This is a genomic window from Streptococcus oralis (assembly GCF_023611505.1).
Lineage (GTDB): Bacteria > Bacillota > Bacilli > Lactobacillales > Streptococcaceae > Streptococcus > Streptococcus oralis_CT.
Genome location: NZ_CP097843.1, coordinates 1,124,977 through 1,142,308, shown reverse-complemented (window position 1 = coordinate 1,142,308; position 17,332 = coordinate 1,124,977). Strand labels below are relative to the sequence as shown.

The following is a 17,332-nucleotide window of genomic DNA, read 5'->3' as shown; positions in this document are numbered from 1 at the left end:
TAGAGGAGGATTAGAAGATGGATTTAACTATTAGTACCATTATCGGTGACTTTATTCTTATCGCTGGTTCCTTCCTTTTATTGATCTTTTTAGTGAAAAAATATGCTTGGGGAAATATTTCCAGCATCTTGGATGAACGTGCTGAAAAGATTTCTTCAGATATTGATGGTGCCGAGGAAGCCCGTAAAAAGGCTGAGGAACTAGCTAACAAACGTGAAGCTGAGTTAGCAGGTAGCCGTACCGAAGCTAAAACGATTATCGAGAATGCAAAGGGAACTGCTGAGAAAAGTAAAGCCGATATTTTAGCCGAAGCTAAACTTGAAGCAGGGCGCTTAAAAGAAAAAGCCAACCAAGAAATTGCTCAAAATAAAGCTGATGCTTTACAAAGTGTTAAGGGCGAGGTGGCAGATTTGACAGTTAGTCTAGCTGGGAAAATCATCTCACAAAACCTTGACAGTCATGCCCATAAGGAACTCATTGATCAGTATATCGATCAGCTAGGAGAAGCCTAATGGACAAGAAGACAGCAAAGGTAATTGAAAAATACAGCATGCCTTTTGTCCAATTAGTGATTGAAAAAGGAGAAGAGGACCGGATTTTTTCAGACTTGGATCAAATCAAGCAAGTCGCAGAAGAAACGGGCTTACCTTCTTTTTTAGCTCAGGTGGCAGTTGATGAGTCTGATAAGGAAAAAACAGTTGGTTTCTTTCAAGACTCTGTGTCACCTTTAATGCAAAACTTTATTCAAGTTCTGGTTTACAATCACAGAGCAAATCTTTTTTATGAAGTAATTGCAGATTGTTTGAATCGCCTTGAAAAAGAGACCAATCGTTTTGTAGTAACTATTTCTTCAGCCCATCCTTTAACAGATGAACAGAAGGAACGTCTGCTCCCATTGATAGAGAAAAAAATGTCTCTGAAAGTGCGGAGCGTCAAAGAACAAATTGATGAAGGACTCATTGGTGGTTTTGTCATTTTTGCTAATCACAAGACAATTGATGTGAGTATTAAACAACAACTTCGAGTTGTTAAAGAAAATTTGAAATAGAAAGTGGTGTTCTTTTGGCAATTAACGCACAAGAAATCAGCGCTTTAATTAAGCAACAAATTGAAAATTTCAAACCCAATTTTGATGTATCTGAAACAGGTGTTGTAACCTATATCGGGGACGGAATTGCGCGTGCTCACGGCCTTGAAAATGCCATGAGTGGAGAGCTGTTGATTTTTGAAAACGGCTCTTATGGGATGGCGCAAAACTTGGAGTCAACAGACGTTGGGATTATCATCCTAGGTGACTTTACAGATATTCGTGAAGGCGATACAATTCGTCGTACAGGTAAAATCATGGAAGTTCCTGTTGGTGAGAGCCTTATTGGACGTGTTGTGGATCCACTTGGTCGTCCAGTTGACGGTCTTGGAGAAATCCATACTGATAAGTCTCGTCCAGTAGAAGCGCCGGCTCCTGGTGTTATGCAACGTAAGTCTGTATCAGAACCATTGCAAACAGGTTTGAAAGCTATTGATGCCCTTGTTCCGATTGGTCGTGGTCAACGTGAGTTGATTATCGGTGACCGTCAGACAGGGAAAACAACCATCGCTATTGATGCTATTTTGAACCAAAAAGGTCAAGATATGATCTGTATCTATGTAGCGATTGGACAAAAAGAGTCAACTGTTCGTACGCAAGTTGAAACACTTCGTCAGTACGGTGCCTTGGACTACACAATCGTTGTGACAGCTTCTGCTTCACAACCTTCTCCATTGCTCTTCCTAGCTCCTTATGCTGGGGTTGCCATGGCAGAAGAGTTTATGTACCAAGGGAAGCATGTTTTGATCGTTTATGATGATCTTTCAAAACAAGCGGTCGCTTATCGTGAACTCTCCCTCTTGCTTCGTCGTCCACCAGGTCGTGAAGCCTTCCCTGGGGATGTTTTCTACCTTCATAGCCGTTTGCTTGAGCGTTCAGCTAAGGTTTCTGATGAACTTGGTGGTGGTTCAATCACAGCTCTACCATTTATCGAGACACAAGCAGGAGATATCTCTGCTTATATCGCAACCAACGTGATTTCAATCACAGATGGTCAAATCTTCCTTGGCGATGGTCTCTTCAATGCGGGTATTCGTCCAGCTATTGATGCGGGTTCATCTGTATCTCGTGTAGGTGGTTCTGCACAAATCAAAGCTATGAAGAAGGTTGCTGGTACACTTCGTATCGACCTTGCTTCATATCGTGAGTTGGAAGCCTTCACTAAGTTTGGTTCTGATTTGGATGCGGCTACTCAAGCTAAGTTAAATCGTGGACGTCGTACCGTTGAAGTTCTGAAACAACCAGTTCATAAACCATTACCTGTTGAGAAACAAGTAACCATTCTTTATGCTTTGACACATGGTTTCTTGGATACGATTCCTGTAGATGACATTGTTCGTTTTGAGGAAGAGTTTCATGATTTCTTTGATGCACAACATCCAGAGATTTTGGAAACTATTCGTGAAACAAAAGACTTGCCAGAAGAAGCAGTCTTGGATGCTGCGATTACAGAGTTTCTCAATCAATCCAGCTTCCAATAAGAATAGAGGTGTCAAATGGCAGTATCTCTAAATGATATTAAAACAAAAATCGCCTCAACAAAAAATACTAGTCAAATCACCAATGCCATGCAAATGGTATCGGCTGCCAAGTTAGGTCGCTCTGAAGAAGCAGCACGTAACTTTCAAGTTTATGCTCAGAAGGTTCGTAAGCTTTTGACGGATATTCTGCATGGTAACGGATCTGGTGGTTCTACCAATCCGATGCTCATTAGTCGCCCAGTTAAGAAAACAGGCTATATCGTTATTACTTCAGACCGTGGTTTGGTTGGAGGTTATAATGCTTCCATCCTTAAAGCTGTGATGGAACTGAAAGAAGAATACCATCCAGATGGTACAGGTTTTGAGATAATCTGTATTGGTGGTATGGGAGCTGATTTCTTTAAGGCTCGTGGAATTCAACCAATCTATGAACTACGTGGCTTGGCCGACCAACCAAGTTTTGATGAAGTTCGTAAAATTATTTCAAAAACGATTGAAATGTATCAAAATGAACTTTTTGATGAACTCTATGTTTGTTACAACCATCATGTCAATACTCTCACAAGTCAAATGCGTGTGGAACAAATGTTGCCGATTGTTGACTTAGATCCAAATGAAGCGGATGAAGAGTATAGCTTGACCTTTGAGTTGGAAACGAGTCGTGATGAGATTCTAGAGCAGTTGTTACCTCAGTTTGCAGAAAGTATGATATACGGGGCTATCATCGATGCCAAGACAGCTGAGAATGCTGCAGGTATGACAGCCATGCAAACGGCGACTGATAATGCCAAGAAAGTCATCAATGATTTGACAATCCAGTATAACCGTGCCAGACAGGCGGCGATTACACAAGAAATTACAGAAATTGTAGCGGGGGCTAGTGCCTTAGAATAAGGCTTTGCCTCCCTCATATCAAAATGAACTTAGGCCCTAGGTGAACTAGGAACCGACAGTATCTTATATAGAATAGGAGAAGGAGATGAGTTCAGGTAAAATTGCTCAGGTTATTGGACCCGTTGTAGACGTCTTGTTTGCAGCAGGGGAAACACTTCCTGAGATTAATAATGCACTTGTCGTCTACAAAAATGACGAAAGAAAAACAAAAATCGTCCTTGAAGTAGCCTTGGAGTTGGGTGATGGTATGGTTCGTACGATCGCCATGGAATCAACAGATGGTTTGACTCGTGGAATGGAAGTTTTGGACACAGGTCGTCCAATCTCTGTACCAGTAGGTAAAGAAACTTTAGGACGTGTCTTCAATGTTTTGGGAGATACTATTGACTTGGATGCTCCTTTTGCTGAAGACGCTGAGCGTCAGCCAATTCATAAAAAAGCTCCAACTTTTGATGAGTTGTCTACCTCGTCTGAAATCTTGGAAACAGGGATCAAGGTTATCGACCTTCTTGCCCCTTACCTAAAAGGTGGTAAAGTTGGACTCTTCGGTGGTGCCGGAGTTGGTAAAACTGTCCTGATTCAAGAATTGATTCACAATATTGCCCAAGAACACGGTGGTATTTCCGTATTTACCGGTGTTGGGGAACGTACTCGTGAGGGGAACGACCTTTACTGGGAAATGAAAGAATCAGGCGTTATCGAGAAAACAGCCATGGTATTTGGTCAGATGAATGAACCACCTGGAGCACGTATGCGTGTTGCCCTTACTGGCTTGACAATCGCCGAATATTTCCGTGATGTAGAAGGCCAAGATGTGCTTCTCTTTATTGATAATATTTTCCGTTTCACTCAAGCTGGTTCAGAAGTATCTGCCCTTTTGGGGCGTATGCCTTCAGCCGTTGGTTACCAACCAACACTTGCTACTGAAATGGGTCAATTGCAAGAACGTATCACATCAACTAAGAAGGGTTCTGTAACTTCTATCCAGGCTATCTATGTGCCAGCGGATGACTATACTGACCCTGCGCCAGCAACGGCCTTCGCTCACTTGGATTCAACAACTAACTTGGAACGTAAGTTGGTACAGTTGGGGATTTACCCAGCCGTTGACCCACTTGCTTCAAGCTCTCGTGCCTTGGCACCTGAGATTGTTGGTGAGGAGCACTATGCAGTTGCTGCTGAAGTCAAACGTGTCCTTCAACGTTACCATGAATTGCAAGATATCATTGCTATCCTTGGTATGGATGAACTCTCTGATGAAGAAAAGACTTTGGTTGCTCGTGCCCGTCGTATCCAGTTCTTCTTGTCTCAAAACTTCAACGTTGCCGAACAATTTACTGGTCAACCTGGTTCTTATGTACCAGTAGCGGAAACAGTTCGCGGCTTTAAGGAAATCCTTGAAGGAAAACATGACCATCTACCGGAAGATGCCTTCCGTGGTGTCGGTTCAATCGAAGACGTCATTGCTAAGGCTGAGAAAATGGGATTTTAAGAGGTGATCTATGGCTCATTTAACTGTCCAGATCGTGACACCAGATGGCCTCGTCTATGATCACCATGCCAGCTTTGTATCGGTACGAACTCTGGATGGTGAGATGGGGATCTTGCCACGACATGAAAATATGATTGCGGTTTTAGCGGTTGATGAAGTAAAGGTAAAACGAATCGATGACGATACTCATGTGAACTGGATTGCAGTGAACGGAGGAATTATCGAGATTGCCAATGACATCATTACTATTGTAGCAGACTCAGCAGAACGTGCTCGTGATATCGATATTAGCCGTGCCCAACGTGCTAAACTTCGTGCTGAACGTGAGATTGAAGAAGCACAAGATAAACACTTGATTGACCAAGAACGGCGAGCTAAGGTTGCTTTGCAACGTGCCATTAACCGTATCAATGTCGGAAATAAATTATAAAATAAAAATGAACTTGCTTAAGCAAGTTCATTTTTATTTTACATTAATGTTTAAATGTGATACAAACGGCTTCAGGAACTCGGAAATCGTTAGAAAGCTCAGCTAATCGACCAGTTTTAGGATTACGTTTAAAGACGGTTGCATTATCTGAATCTTGGTGAACTGCAATTAGAAATTCTTGGTCAGGAGTTAGGTCGAAATCACGTGGTGTTTTACCATGACTTGGAACAATCTCTAATAATTCCAAACTACCATCAGCAAGAATTGTATAGACTGCAATGGAATCATGACCTCGGTTGGATGCATAGAGGTATTTGCCGTCTTTTGAAAGACGAATGGCAGCAGTAGCATTAAATTCCTCATATCCATCTGGCAAAGTCGAAATGACTTGCATGCGTTCAAATTCACCAACACCATCGTAAATCAAGACTTCAATGGTACTGTTGAGTTCACAGATGAGGTAGGCAATCTTATAATGATGATGGAAAACGATGTGGCGAGCACCTGCTCCAGCTTGGCTGTGATAAGTGTAGAGTTTACTTAGTTTTCCTTCTGGGCTAACATCGTAGGTCGTTACTTCATCCGTTCCTAGATCACATGTGACGAGATACTGGTCAGGTGTTAGATCCGTAAAGTGTACATGTGGGGAAGATTGATTTTCATGAGGACCTTGTCCGCTATGCTGATCTAGATCTGTTTGGATGAGTCTACCATCCGATTGACGTTTATAAACTAGAACTTGACCTTTATGATAGTTGGCCCCATAAACGAGACCACGTTTTTCATCTACTGTCACATAACAATGAGGAGCGCCTTCTTCCACCACATGATTTAACAAAGTGCCGTCGGTCTTGTAAGCAGCGATTCCACCCAAGCCATCCTGGCTCCCTACGGTGTATAAGTGTTGCTGTTGGTCAAAGGCAAGGTAGGTCGGACTTGGTTCAGCAGCAAAGAGTTCAAGATTTTCAAGCTGGCCTGTTTCTGTATTAAAATCAGCTTTGTAAATCCCTTTAGATAAGCGACGAGTGTAAGTTCCAAAATAAACAGTTTCTTTCATGTCCATACCTCTTAATAATGATAAATTTATTATACCACAAAATGACAGTCAGGAAGTGTTCATTTAATCTATGTAAGCACTTTAAAAAAGAGTTATTTTAGTCTAAAAATGGTATAATGAGAGAATGACAGAAAGGATGTATTTATGGAACATAAAGAGAAACATTTTAGCCTATCTTGGTTCTTCAAGTGGTTTTTAGATAATAAAGCTATTACTGTATTCTTAGTGACCTTGTTACTGGGCTTGAACCTTTTCATTCTAAGTAAGATTAGTTTTATCTTTTTACCAGTTTTGGATTTTCTAGGAGTTGTCATGTTGCCAGTTATTTTATCTGGTTTACTTTATTACCTCCTCAATCCGATTGTTGACTGGATGGAGAAACACAAGATCAATCGTGTACTTGCCATCAGTATTGTATTTGTCATCATTGGACTTTTTATCATTTGGGGTCTGGCAGTCGCAATTCCAAATCTCCAACGTCAAGTCTTAAATTTTGCGAAGAATGTGCCGACATACCTGGAAGATGCTGATAAGGTGATCAATGATCTTGTAACCAAACGTTTGCCCGATGATTTTAGACCACAGTTGGAGCAGGTTCTTTCCAATGTTTCTAGTGAGGCGACTATGTGGGCCAGCAAAATCTCTTCTCAAGCTGTTAACTGGGTTAGCGCCTTTATCAGTAGCGTTTCCCAGGTCATTGTAGCGGTTATTATCGTACCATTCATGCTCTTTTATCTTTTGAGAGATGGGAAAGGCTTGCGAGATTACCTAACTAAATTCATCCCAAACAAGTTAAAAGAACCTGTTGGACAAGTTTTGTCAGATGTCAATAAACAGTTATCAAACTACGTTAGAGGACAGGTTACTGTTGCTATTATCGTGGCAATTATGTTTATTATCTTCTTTAAGATTATTGGTCTCAGATATGCTGTGACCCTGGGGATTACGGCTGGTATCCTCAATCTAGTACCTTATCTAGGTAGTTTTCTAGCGATGTTGCCTGCTTTGGTTTTGGGCTTGATTGCAGGACCTGTGATGCTTTTGAAAGTGATTATTGTCTTTATTGTTGAACAAACGATTGAAGGTCGCTTCGTTTCTCCGCTTATTTTAGGTAGTCAGCTAAACATCCATCCGATCAATGTCCTCTTTGTTCTCCTAACTTCAGGTTCTATGTTTGGTATTTGGGGAGTCTTGCTGGGAATTCCTGTCTATGCTTCTGCCAAGGTCGTTATCTCAGCTATCTTTAACTGGTATAAAAAAGTCAGCGGTCTGTATGAAGAAGAAGGGGAGGAAATCAAGAGTGAACAATAGTCAACGCATGCTCCAGGCTCTGGATGAACAGGATTTAACCAAGGCGGATCAGTATTATCACAAAGCCCTCGAAACAGATTCAAGTGAAGTTCTTTACGAACTAGCAAGCTATCTAGAGGGAATTGGCTTTTATCCTCAAGCAAAAGAAATTTACCAAGATATCGTTACAGAATTCCCAGAAGTGAATCTGAATTTAGCAAGCATTGCTAGTGAGGATGGCAATGTTGAGGAAGCCTTTGCTTACCTTGAGGAAATCACACCCGAAAGTGACTGGTACGTATCGGCCTTGGCCTTGAAGGCAGACCTCTATCAGTTGGAAGGATTGACAGATGTTTCGCGTGAAAAGTTACTGGAAGCCCTAAACTACTCAGACGATCCCTTATTAGTTTTTGGGTTGGCTGAGTTGGATAGCGAGTTAGGAAATTATCAGGAAGCCATTCAGGGCTATGCTCAATTAGACAATCGCTCCATCTATGAGCAAACGGGCGTATCAACCTATCAACGAATTGGCTACGCTTATGCCCAGTTAGGCAAGTTTGAAGCTGCAACTGAGTTCTTAGAAAAAGCCTTAGAACTAGAATACGATGACCAAACTGCCTTTGAACTGGCTAGTCTTTACTTTGACCAAGAAGAGTATCAAAAATCTGTTCTTTACTTTAAGCAGATTGATACCATTTCACCAGATTTTGAAGGATATGAGTATGGTTATAGTCAAGCCTTGCATAAGGAACATCAGGTGGAAGAGGCCCTTCGTATCGTTAAAAAAGGACTGGAGAAAAATCCATTTGAAACCCGTCTCTTGCTAGCTGCTTCTCAGTTTTCGTATGAGTTACATGATTCAAGTAGCGCAGAGCAGTTTCTCCTTACTGCTAAAGAAGATGCAGAGGATACAGAAGAAATTTTTCTTCGCCTCGCAACCATTTATATGGAACAAGAGCGGTATGAAGATATCATCGCTCTCCAAAGTCAAGAACCTGAAAACCTCTTGACCAAGTGGATGATTGCACGCTCTTACCAGGAAATCGAGGATTTAGATAAGGCCTATGAGCTCTATCAGGAACTATCGTCTGACCTCAAGGACAATCCAGAGTTTCTGGAGCAGTATAGCTATCTCCTGCGTGAATTAGGATATTTTGAAGAGGCCAAGATACAAGCTGAAGCCTATTTAAAACTAGTTCCAGATGATGTTCAGATGCAAGAACTCTTAGAAACACTTTAAAAGTTATCTCTCTAAAAACGTATCCGTCAATTTGGCAGATACGTTTTTTTGGAAGAAATAGAATTTTTTTACAATTACTCTTGCTAAATTGTTTATTTATGCTATAATAGGAACAATTATTTTTAGGAGGTGCAGTATGTCTTATATGTTTGAGATATTACCAAGTTTGTTAAACGGTGCAAGTATGACAATTCAAGTCTTTGCTCTGGTCTTAATCTTTTCTATTCCTTTAGGGATTATCATCGCCTTTGCCTTGCAAGTCCATTGGAAACCCCTCCATTATCTGATTAATCTCTATATCTGGGTGATGCGAGGCACTCCCTTGCTCTTGCAATTAATCTTTATTTACTATGTGCTCCCTAGTGTTGGGATACGTTTAGATCGTTTGCCAGCTGCTGTGATTGCTTTTGTATTGAACTATGCAGCCTACTTTGCCGAAATCTTTCGTGGTGGGATCGAAACCATTCCAAAAGGGCAGTATGAAGCCGCAAAAGTGTTAAAATTTAGCTCCTTTGATACAGTTCGCTACATCATCCTCCCTCAGGTTACAAAGATTGTCTTACCGAGTGTCTTTAATGAAATTATGAGTCTGGTCAAGGATACTTCTTTGGTCTATGCTTTGGGGATTTCAGATTTGATTTTGGCTAGTCGGACTGCAGCTAATCGAGATGCCAGTCTTGTGCCTATGTTTTTAGCTGGAGCGATTTATTTGATTATGATTGGTCTTGTAACCATTGTAGCGAAAAAACTTGAGAAGAAGTACAGTTATTACAGATAGGAGGATTGCTATGTTAGAATTACGAAACATTAACAAGGCCTTTGGTGGCAAACAAATCTTAACCAACTTCAGCCTATCTATTCCTGAAAAGCAAATCCTCGCAATCGTAGGTCCATCAGGAGGCGGAAAAACAACCTTATTACGTATGTTAGCTGGATTGGAAACTATCGATTCTGGAGAAATCTACTATAACGGCGAATCGCTAGCTATAGACGAACTAGAAAAGCGCAATCTTCTGGGATTTGTTTTCCAAGATTTTCAACTCTTTCCACATTTGTCAGTTCTAGATAACTTAACTCTGTCGCCCATAAAAACGATGAGTATGGACAAGGAAGTTGCTGAGAAGAAGGCGCGTGGTTTGTTAGAACAACTTGGGTTAGCAGGGCATGCAGATGCTTTTCCGTTCTCACTTTCAGGTGGGCAAAAACAACGGGTAGCCTTAGCACGCGCTATGATGATAAACCCAGAAATTATTGGATATGATGAGCCTACATCAGCCTTAGATCCAGAGTTGCGATTAGAAGTAGAAAAACTTATCCTTCAAAATAAAGAGCGTGGGATGACCCAGATTGTTGTGACGCACGACCTTCAGTTTGCAGAAAATATTGCTGATCAGATCCTTAAGGTTGATCCAAAGTAGGAGGTGTCTATGAAGAGAAAGAAAATTACCCTTGTACTTGCTCTGTTCTTTAGCTTCTTCCTGACGGCTTGTACTCAGAAGGTAAGTGATCCAAATCAGGATAACTGGGCTAAATATCAAAAGCAGGGTAGCATTACCATTGGCTTTGACAATACCTTTGTTCCCATGGGATTTGAGGAAAAGAATGGCCAGTATGCGGGCTTTGATATTGACCTAGCCCAAGCTGTCTCTGAAAAGCTAGGGATTCAGATTAAATTTCAACCCATCGACTGGGATATGAAAGAAACCGAACTACAAAATGGTACCATTGATGCCATCTGGAATGGCTATACAGCTACAGATGAACGGAAAGAGAAAGTTGCCTTTACTATTCCTTACATGGAAAATCAACAAGTTTTGGTCTCTAAAAAGTCTCAAAATATCCACTCAATTCAGGATATGACAGACAAAATTTTAGGGGCCCAGGCTGGATCTTCTGGCTATTTGAATTTTGAAGGACAACCCGAACTACTCAAGAACCGAGTGAAAGACCAGAAGGCTAATCAATACCAAAGTTTCAATGAAGCCTTAATTGATTTGAAAAATGATCGGATTGATGCCTTGTTGATTGACCGAGTATATGCCAATTATTATCTCCAGTCTGAAGGGATATTAAGCGACTACAATGTCTTTTCAGCTGGATTTGAAAGTGAAGCTTTTGCAGTGGGTGTTAGACCTGCTGATAAAACTTTGTTAGCCGCTTTGAACCAAGCCTTTATCTCACTATACCAAGAAGGAAAATTCCAGGAAATCAGCCAGAAATGGTTTGGAGAAGATGTAGCCACCAGTCAAGTTAAAAATCAAGAATAAGAAAAGAGATTGAGTTTTTCCTCAATCTCTTTTTGCATCACAAAATCCTCTGGCAAGTACCAGAGGATAAGAGTTTATTTCATTGTTGGGAAGAGCAATACATCACGGATAGTAGTAGTATCAGTGAGTAGCATGCAGAGACGGTCGATACCAATCCCCAAACCACCTGTTGGTGGCATACCATATTCAAGAGCTTCGATGTAGTCGTAGTCGATACCTGTTGCCTCATCATCACCAAGTTCTTTGGCTTTTGCTTGGGCTTCGAAACGGCTAAGCTGGTCGATTGGGTCGTTCAACTCAGAATAGGCATTACCGTACTCCTTAGTCATGATAAAGAGCTCAAAACGGTCAGTAAAGCGCTCGTCTTCAGGGTTTTTCTTAGCAAGTGGAGAGACAGCTACTGGATGCCCATAAACGAAGGTTGGTTGGATCAAGGTTTCTTCGACAAATTCTTCAAAGAAGGCATTGATGATGTGACCAACTTCAGTGTAGTGTTTTTCAACTGGAACTTTCTTCTCAGCAGCGATAGCTTTGGCTTCCTCGAAAGTCATATCTTGCCAGAAGTCTACACCAGTAATTTCCTTGATAGCATCCACCATGTGAACACGTTTAAATGGTTCATTGATTTTGATTTCAGTACCTTGGTAGTTGACTGGACCATCACCTTTGACAGCCTTTGCAGCATGCTGGATAATACCTTCTGTCAAATCCATAATATCATGGAAATCGGCATAGGCTTGGTAAACCTCAATCATAGTAAATTCAGGATTATGAGTTGCATCCATTCCTTCGTTACGGAAGATACGGCCAATCTCATAGACGCGTTCCATACCACCGACAATTAGACGTTTGAGATGAAGTTCTAGAGCTATCCGAAGCACCATGTCAATATTTTGAGCATTGTGGTGTGTAATAAATGGTTTGGCAGCAGCACCACCGGCCTCGTTGTGAAGTACAGGTGTTTCCACTTCAAGAAAATCATGTCCATCTAGATAACGACGAATTTCAGAGATGATTTTTGAACGAGTGACAAAGCGTTCAAAACTTTCGCGATTTGAAATTAAATCAAGGTAACGTTTACGGTAAATTGTTTCAACGTCAGTCAAACCGTGGAATTTCTCTGGTAGTGGGCGAAGTGCTTTAGACAAGTGTGTAATGTGAGTTGCCTTGATAGAAAGTTCTCCCATATCTGTTCGCATCACTTCACCTTCGACACCAAGGAAGTCACCAAGGTCAGCCTTTTTGAAGATTTCGTAGTTTTCTTCACCGACTTCATCTTTACGAACGTAGATTTGGATTTGACCTTCTCGGTCTTGAAGATGGGCGAAGCCGACTTTACCTTTACCACGTTTACTAACTAAACGTCCAGCGATAGTAGCAGTTTCGTTTAATTCATGTAATTGTTCTTTATCGAGTTCTGCAAATTTGTCTTTTAGTTCTTGAGAGTTAGCAGTACGTTCAAAACGTTTTCCGAAGGGATCAATTCCTTGTTCACGAAGCGCAGCCATTTTTTCACGGCGAACGATCTGCTGGTCATTTAGTTCTTCCATATGTTCTGTAGACATGAAATCCTCCTAATTTTACTCAAAATTTGATACGATGAGTCTTTTTTGCGATACTCCCATTTTATCATAAATAGCAGAGAAATTCACGGATATTCTTTGAAAACTAAAAAGAACTTGACCATTAAGATCAAGTTCCATTATTTTCCCTGATAGGAAGTGTCATTCCACCTTTCAAGAGTGAAGGTTTCAAAATCATCTGTTTCTAAAACTGTTAGACTAGCATTTGCTAAACCTCCATCTTTTCGAAGAAGGGGTTCTTTATAACCGAGAAGGGTACGAAGACTAGCAGTGAGATTCGCACCATGACCAACGATTAGAACTCTTTCAGCCTGGCTCCCCTTCAGAGATTTGATAAATTGAATGGTACGTTGAGTTGTAGAGTAGAGGGATTCCGCTTCAAACATTCTTGTATCAAACTTAGCTAAGTTTGTACGAAAAGCCTTGATTTGTTGTGGGTAGATGGCCTCTAATGTTGCAATTTTTAATCCCTCTAGTTTTCCGAGATGCCATTCACGCAGGTCAGGAATAGCCTTTAAAGGACATTGTATCTGGAGTTGACTTTGGATAATTTCAGCAGATTTGATCGCCCTTGGTAAATCACTTGAATAAATCTCATCGAAAGGAATATTGCTGAGATATTGACCGAGCACCTTTAAGGTATCAATAGACTCAGGAAGAAGAGGTGAGTCCCCTCCGGCACCTTGGAAACGTCCTTCAAGATTCCAGATAGTTCGGCCGTGACGCACAAAATAGAGTTTCATCAGTTGTTTTCCTCCAAGATATCTGCAAAATCTGCTTTCACAAAGCTAGCCAAGTCTTGTGGAGCAATAATGATACTATGCCCGACTTCCCCAGCAGAGACGATTATTTTGTCTAAATCTAAAGCTGTTTTATCAATAAAAATAGGATAGTTGTGTTTTTGGCGAATGCCGACGGGGTTATTTGCCCCATGAATATAGCCTGTCGTTTTTTCTAGGTCTTTTTGTGGAATCATACTCACTTTTTTATTACCAGAAACCTTTGCTAATTTTTTTTCAGCGAGGTGTTCTGTTATGGGGACGATTCCGATAATTGGGCCTGTCTTGTCCCCCAGCAGAGCCAAGGTTTTAAAGATATGTGTTCGATCATATTCCGAAGAAAGTTCACCCTCAAGCGCATTGATTTGAATCCCTGTGTGCTCAATTCCTGCTTTGGTTAAGATTTGCTCGACAAGAGTTTTTTTAATTTTTACTTTTTTTGCCATTATTTATACTTATCCTCCAATTGACTCATCCAGATACCAAGCCAAATTCCAAGTGCAAAGAAGAAGGCGATGAGAACATAGCTCACGATAGAAAGTCCAGTGTATTGGATACTTTCAGCACTTCCAGCATTTGGAATCAAAATCAAGAGAGTGCTTGATAGCACAATCCCAATAATAAAGTGATAAACACGGGAGTGGTAATTGTTCAAGGCATGGTCCATTAATTTTGAAAAAACGATGAGAGTTGCTCCTGCACCCATCCCGATAGGAAGGAAGGTACCAAATAAATCAAAGGTCTTAAAGCCAGTTAACATTGGAGCGTACAGTCCTAAAATCAAGAGTAGATTTGACGGACTTAAACCAGGCACCAAAACACCAAGAGCTAAAAGAACACCTGCCAAGATGAAGCTAGCGAAACTAGCACTGAGAGAACCAACAACAAAATTTAAAGCGTAGAGGCCAAATCCTGAAATGATAAAGGTAGTCCAGAACCAAACTAGGTCAATCTTATCACGATTAGACTCTCTAGTAGATTCTTTAAGGAGGCTAGGAACTGTACCGATGATAGCTCCAGCAAAGCTCCACAAAACATAGACTTGGTAATTTTCTAGCAAATACTCGATCGGATAGGAAAACAAACCAATCCCAAGCAACATCCCGATAGCTACTGGGATAAAGTAAAGGACATTCTCTTTAAAATCCTTAAAGGGATGAGCAAGAAAGCCAATCATTCGCTCGTAAATTCCCAAAATAGCTGCTAAAACACCGCCAGAAATTCCTGGTAGGATAAATCCTAAGGCGATGACGATTCCTTTAATAACTCGTGCAATCCATGAAAACATAATAAAATCCTCAATTTCATAAAATTCTTTCTCTATGCTATCAATTATAACATAGACGGGGAGAAAATGAAAAAACAAGTGAAAAAGTTTGTTATTTTCACTTGTCTTATGGTCTTAAAAATAGCTTTCTGAAGGTTTCTTCTTTTTCCTTATCAGTAGAAATGAGATTGATGTCTAGGTGATGTTCAAATCCTGCAATTTTTCCTTTGGAAGTATACTGATGGAGGTCATAGTCTAAATCAGTATTGGGTGTGGACTCAAGGTAGCCTGAGTTTGTCCCATAAGAAGGAATCCAGACGGCAGAGAAATTCTTCGTATTGATGCTATGTTCTTGCATGAAATAAACACCAATGTAAATCCCGATATTTTTAGCGCCCAGCGATTCAAGTTTAGCTCGAAAAGCTTCGACTCCGTCATTCATATCTGCCATTGTTTTTTCCTCAACGTCAAGCCAGTAATAACTAGGATTGTATGGAGAAGCAGAATTGTAGAAAACTTCAGCCGCTTTTTCCATTTCTTCTTTGTTCGTACCAGCTAGATAAGCATAGACGGCTACGGGAACATTGCGCTTTTGAAATTCTGAAATGTGATTTTTATAGGATTTATCGACCCCGTTGATAAAGGCTGCATCATTTGCTTCCGTGTGTTGAGTACCACTGTGTACGCGAACAATAGCTCCAGAAATATTTTGAGATAAAATATCGTAGTTTATCTCCTCTGGTCTTTGCCAACCAGAAATGTCAATAATGGGTTTATCAAGATTATGCAAGGCCTGGTTTTCAACTTGGACAGTGTTGCTTTTTGACTTGACCGAATGGTCTTCATAAGCTGGTTTATTAAAGATTAAAATAGCTATAACAATGGTGAATAGACTAAAAATAATAGCTGGATGAATCTCTTTTCTCATATCTAATTAGTTTAACGTAAATAGATAAAAAAATCAAAGAAAACGTTGAAAAGATGAATGAACTAGCATGTTTTCCCCTATTTCTCTGTTTGTTTACTCCTAAGGAAGTAAATTATGGTATAATATAAGGGAATTTTTACAGAAAAGAGAATAGTATGTCAAATTATGCCATTATCTTAGCAGCGGGTAAAGGTACTCGCATGAAATCAGATCTTCCAAAGGTACTTCATAAGGTAGCAGGAATTTCGATGTTGGAACATGTTTTTCGTAGTGTTGGTGCTATTCAACCTAAAAAAACAGTCACTGTTGTGGGACACAAGGCGGAGCTAGTTGAGCAAGTATTGGCTGGTCAGACAGACTTTGTTACCCAATCAGAACAACTAGGAACTGGGCATGCTGTCATGATGGCAGAGCCTATTCTCCAAAATCGTATCGGCCACACCTTGGTTATCGCTGGGGATACTCCTCTGATCACAGGTGAAAGTTTGAAAAATCTCTTGGATTTCCATATCAATCACAAAAATGTGGCGACTATTTTAACGGCTGAAGCAGCAGATCCTTTTGGGTATGGTCGTATCGTCCGTAACGATAATGCTGAAGTTCTTCGCATTGTGGAGCAGAAAGATGCCACAGATTTTGAAAAGCAAATTAAGGAAATCAATACAGGAACATATGTATTCGACAATGAACGTCTTTTTGAGGCCCTTAAAAACATCAACACCAACAATGCCCAAGGTGAATACTATATTACTGATGTGATTGGTATTTTCCGTAACGCAGGTGAGAAGGTTGGCGCCTATACTCTCAAGGATTTTGATGAAAGTCTTGGGGTAAACGACCGTGTGGCTCTTGCCACTGCGGAAGCAGTGATGCGCCGCCGTATCAACCAAAAGCACATGGTTAATGGTGTTAGCTTTGTCAATCCAGAAGCAACTTATATTGACGTTGATGTCGAGATTGCACCTGAAGTTCAAATCGAAGCCAACGTTACCTTGAAAGGTCAAACGAAGATTGGGGCGGAAACTGTTTTAACAAATGGAACTTATATCGTGGATAGCGCTATCGGAGCTGGAGCTGTGATTACGAATTCCATGATTGAGGAAAGTACGGTTGCGGACGGTGTGACAGTCGGTCCATATGCTCACATTCGTCCAGGCTCAAGCCTAGCTTCCCAAGTTCACATTGGAAACTTTGTTGAAGTAAAAGGATCTTCTATCGGTGAAAATACCAAGGCTGGTCATTTGACCTATATCGGAAACTGTGAAGTGGGTAGCCATGTTAACTTTGGTGCAGGTACGATTACAGTAAACTATGACGGGAAAAACAAGTACAAGACTGTGATTGGCAACAATGTCTTTGTTGGTTCAAATTCAACCATCATCGCCCCTGTAGAACTTGGGGATAATTCTCTCGTTGGGGCTGGTTCAACCATTACTAAGAATGTTCCTGCTGATGCCATTGCGATTGGACGTGGACGTCAAGTTAATAAAGATGAATATGCACTACGTTTGCCTCATCATCCTAAGAATCAGTAGGA

General features: G+C 40.8%; 18 protein-coding genes. 12 read left to right on the top strand and 6 right to left on the bottom strand.

Annotated features, from left to right (window positions below; genetic code table 11):
- Positions 1–17 precede the first annotated feature (17 nt).
- From atpF to M9H69_RS05885, 6 genes are all read left to right on the top strand, one after another.
- On the top strand, positions 18–512 hold the full coding sequence (atpF, locus tag M9H69_RS05910; RefSeq protein WP_033584140.1) for a F0F1 ATP synthase subunit B: 495 nt from the start codon (positions 18–20) through the stop codon (positions 510–512).
- On the top strand, positions 512–1,048 hold the full coding sequence (locus M9H69_RS05905; protein ID WP_033584142.1) for a F0F1 ATP synthase subunit delta: 537 nt from the start codon (positions 512–514) through the stop codon (positions 1,046–1,048). The genes atpF and M9H69_RS05905 overlap by 1 nt, the downstream gene beginning before the upstream one ends.
- A gap of 14 nt (positions 1,049–1,062) precedes the next feature.
- Entirely contained in the window at positions 1,063–2,568 is a 1,506-nt protein-coding gene (gene atpA, locus M9H69_RS05900; protein ID WP_000996624.1) for a F0F1 ATP synthase subunit alpha, read from the top strand.
- A gap of 15 nt (positions 2,569–2,583) precedes the next feature.
- Positions 2,584–3,462, top strand: coding sequence for a F0F1 ATP synthase subunit gamma (locus M9H69_RS05895; protein WP_000301231.1), 879 nt, complete (start codon positions 2,584–2,586; stop codon positions 3,460–3,462).
- 85 nt (positions 3,463–3,547) lie between these two features.
- Positions 3,548–4,954, top strand: coding sequence for a F0F1 ATP synthase subunit beta (gene atpD / locus M9H69_RS05890; protein WP_000094371.1), 1,407 nt, complete (start codon positions 3,548–3,550; stop codon positions 4,952–4,954).
- Positions 4,955–4,964: 10 nt separating this feature from the next.
- Complete coding sequence (locus tag M9H69_RS05885) at positions 4,965–5,384, top strand: F0F1 ATP synthase subunit epsilon (RefSeq protein ID WP_000940837.1); 420 nt, start codon at positions 4,965–4,967, stop codon at positions 5,382–5,384.
- A 43-nt stretch (positions 5,385–5,427) separates the two neighbouring features.
- On the opposite strand, the gene M9H69_RS05880 is transcribed toward M9H69_RS05885, so the two are convergent.
- Positions 5,428–6,441 carry a lactonase family protein gene (locus tag M9H69_RS05880; RefSeq protein WP_250315059.1) on the bottom strand — a complete coding sequence of 338 codons (1,014 nt, stop codon included), beginning with the start codon at positions 6,439–6,441 and terminating at the stop codon, positions 5,428–5,430.
- Between the two features lie 144 nt (positions 6,442–6,585).
- Here M9H69_RS05880 and M9H69_RS05875 point away from each other — a divergent pair, with 144 nt between their 5' ends.
- The 5 genes from M9H69_RS05875 to M9H69_RS05855 all read left to right on the top strand — a co-directional run bounded on the left by M9H69_RS05875 (position 6,586) and on the right by M9H69_RS05855 (position 11,238).
- Entirely contained in the window at positions 6,586–7,752 is a 1,167-nt protein-coding gene (locus M9H69_RS05875) for an AI-2E family transporter (RefSeq protein WP_000400300.1), read from the top strand.
- On the top strand, positions 7,742–8,971 hold the full coding sequence (locus tag M9H69_RS05870; protein ID WP_250315058.1) for a tetratricopeptide repeat protein: 1,230 nt from the start codon (positions 7,742–7,744) through the stop codon (positions 8,969–8,971). Before M9H69_RS05875 ends, M9H69_RS05870 begins: the two co-directional genes overlap by 11 nt.
- A gap of 136 nt (positions 8,972–9,107) precedes the next feature.
- Positions 9,108–9,749 (top strand): amino acid ABC transporter permease, encoded by a 642-nt coding sequence (locus M9H69_RS05865; protein ID WP_250315057.1) that lies wholly within the window; start codon positions 9,108–9,110, stop codon positions 9,747–9,749.
- Between the two features lie 10 nt (positions 9,750–9,759).
- Positions 9,760–10,389 (top strand): amino acid ABC transporter ATP-binding protein, encoded by a 630-nt coding sequence (locus M9H69_RS05860; RefSeq protein WP_000891743.1) that lies wholly within the window; start codon positions 9,760–9,762, stop codon positions 10,387–10,389.
- 9 nt (positions 10,390–10,398) lie between these two features.
- Positions 10,399–11,238 carry an amino acid ABC transporter substrate-binding protein gene (locus M9H69_RS05855; protein WP_250315056.1) on the top strand — a complete coding sequence of 280 codons (840 nt, stop codon included), beginning with the start codon at positions 10,399–10,401 and terminating at the stop codon, positions 11,236–11,238.
- Positions 11,239–11,312: 74 nt separating this feature from the next.
- Here the strand turns inward: M9H69_RS05855 and lysS are convergent, their stop codons facing one another.
- From lysS to M9H69_RS05830, 5 genes are all read right to left on the bottom strand, one after another.
- Positions 11,313–12,803 carry a lysine--tRNA ligase gene (lysS, locus tag M9H69_RS05850; RefSeq protein WP_000102434.1) on the bottom strand — a complete coding sequence of 497 codons (1,491 nt, stop codon included), beginning with the start codon at positions 12,801–12,803 and terminating at the stop codon, positions 11,313–11,315.
- 137 nt (positions 12,804–12,940) lie between these two features.
- Positions 12,941–13,564: a histidine phosphatase family protein gene (locus M9H69_RS05845; RefSeq protein ID WP_250315055.1), complete on the bottom strand. Its 624-nt coding sequence runs from the start codon at positions 13,562–13,564 to the stop codon at positions 12,941–12,943.
- Entirely contained in the window at positions 13,564–14,046 is a 483-nt protein-coding gene (locus tag M9H69_RS05840; protein ID WP_250315054.1) for an aminoacyl-tRNA deacylase, read from the bottom strand. The genes M9H69_RS05845 and M9H69_RS05840 overlap by 1 nt, the downstream gene beginning before the upstream one ends.
- Positions 14,046–14,888 (bottom strand): DUF368 domain-containing protein, encoded by an 843-nt coding sequence (locus M9H69_RS05835; RefSeq protein WP_250315053.1) that lies wholly within the window; start codon positions 14,886–14,888, stop codon positions 14,046–14,048. The genes M9H69_RS05840 and M9H69_RS05835 overlap by 1 nt, the downstream gene beginning before the upstream one ends.
- A 106-nt stretch (positions 14,889–14,994) precedes the next feature.
- Positions 14,995–15,795, bottom strand: coding sequence for a glycoside hydrolase family 25 protein (locus M9H69_RS05830; RefSeq protein ID WP_250315052.1), 801 nt, complete (start codon positions 15,793–15,795; stop codon positions 14,995–14,997).
- Positions 15,796–15,950: 155 nt separating this feature from the next.
- On the opposite strand from M9H69_RS05830, the gene glmU reads away from it, so the two are divergent.
- Entirely contained in the window at positions 15,951–17,330 is a 1,380-nt protein-coding gene (gene glmU / locus M9H69_RS05825; RefSeq protein ID WP_250315051.1) for a bifunctional UDP-N-acetylglucosamine diphosphorylase/glucosamine-1-phosphate N-acetyltransferase GlmU, read from the top strand.
- Positions 17,331–17,332: the final 2 nt, after the last annotated feature.

Coding starts and splice junctions, on each gene's coding strand:
- M9H69_RS05830 (WP_250315052.1), bottom strand. CDS start 15,795: ATGAGAAAAGAGATTCATCCAGCTATTATTTTTAGTCTATTCACCATT.
- M9H69_RS05860 (WP_000891743.1), top strand. CDS start 9,760: ATGTTAGAATTACGAAACATTAACAAGGCCTTTGGTGGCAAACAAATC.
- M9H69_RS05905 (WP_033584142.1), top strand. CDS start 512: ATGGACAAGAAGACAGCAAAGGTAATTGAAAAATACAGCATGCCTTTT.
- M9H69_RS05855 (WP_250315056.1), top strand. CDS start 10,399: ATGAAGAGAAAGAAAATTACCCTTGTACTTGCTCTGTTCTTTAGCTTC.
- M9H69_RS05875 (WP_000400300.1), top strand. CDS start 6,586: ATGGAACATAAAGAGAAACATTTTAGCCTATCTTGGTTCTTCAAGTGG.
- M9H69_RS05845 (WP_250315055.1), bottom strand. CDS start 13,564: ATGAAACTCTATTTTGTGCGTCACGGCCGAACTATCTGGAATCTTGAA.
- M9H69_RS05840 (WP_250315054.1), bottom strand. CDS start 14,046: ATGGCAAAAAAAGTAAAAATTAAAAAAACTCTTGTCGAGCAAATCTTA.
- lysS (WP_000102434.1), bottom strand. CDS start 12,803: ATGTCTACAGAACATATGGAAGAACTAAATGACCAGCAGATCGTTCGC.
- M9H69_RS05880 (WP_250315059.1), bottom strand. CDS start 6,441: ATGAAAGAAACTGTTTATTTTGGAACTTACACTCGTCGCTTATCTAAA.
- M9H69_RS05895 (WP_000301231.1), top strand. CDS start 2,584: ATGGCAGTATCTCTAAATGATATTAAAACAAAAATCGCCTCAACAAAA.
- M9H69_RS05835 (WP_250315053.1), bottom strand. CDS start 14,888: ATGTTTTCATGGATTGCACGAGTTATTAAAGGAATCGTCATCGCCTTA.
- M9H69_RS05865 (WP_250315057.1), top strand. CDS start 9,108: ATGTCTTATATGTTTGAGATATTACCAAGTTTGTTAAACGGTGCAAGT.
- atpF (WP_033584140.1), top strand. CDS start 18: ATGGATTTAACTATTAGTACCATTATCGGTGACTTTATTCTTATCGCT.
- glmU (WP_250315051.1), top strand. CDS start 15,951: ATGTCAAATTATGCCATTATCTTAGCAGCGGGTAAAGGTACTCGCATG.
- atpD (WP_000094371.1), top strand. CDS start 3,548: ATGAGTTCAGGTAAAATTGCTCAGGTTATTGGACCCGTTGTAGACGTC.
- M9H69_RS05885 (WP_000940837.1), top strand. CDS start 4,965: ATGGCTCATTTAACTGTCCAGATCGTGACACCAGATGGCCTCGTCTAT.